The sequence below is a fragment of the Falsiroseomonas sp. HW251 genome, from assembly GCF_050563545.1.
In the GTDB taxonomy this organism is placed as follows: Bacteria; Pseudomonadota; Alphaproteobacteria; order Acetobacterales; family Acetobacteraceae; genus Falsiroseomonas.
This window is the reverse complement of the sequence record NZ_JBNXUM010000114.1, coordinates 1-413: the sequence shown is the minus strand read 5'-3', so window position 1 is coordinate 413 and position 413 is coordinate 1. Positions and strand designations below refer to the sequence as shown.

The 413-nt window shown below is 71.2% G+C and carries 1 protein-coding gene; it reads right to left on the bottom strand.

The genetic code is table 11. From position 1 onward, the window contains the following. On the bottom strand, positions 1–394 hold a 394-nt coding region (locus ACLF3M_RS35430; RefSeq protein ID WP_430661718.1), incomplete at its 3' end, for a hypothetical protein. Between the last annotated feature and the right edge of the window lie 19 nt (positions 395–413).

The window sequence follows — 413 nt, the reverse complement described above, 5'->3', positions numbered from 1 at the left end:
CGACCGCGGTCGTGGTGTTCATCAGTGGGTCGATGGAGCCGCGCGCGTCGCGCTCCACGGGAACGGCGGGGTCGTAGCCCTCGGCGGCTTCGGGGTTGTCCGGCAGGGTCACGCCAACGCCCGCCTCGAGCACCAGGCGCCGCGCGCGGGCGACCTGCTGGTTCACCTGGCAGCGTCCGCCGACAAAGCGCGGCGGCGTCGGGCGGATCGCGGTGTTCCAGCCGGTCGGCAATGCGACGGCTGCCTTGTCCAGCATCTGGGCGCGCAGCTCGAAGACGAGGAAGCCGATGCCGCCGGTGGAGAGCTCGAGGGACCAGGTGCCGACTGCGCCGGTGAAGCGCCAGCGCAGCCCGTCGGCGTAGAAGTAGAGGGTGGCCGTCTTGTAGACTGTCAATCGGCGCGGAAACGGGGCT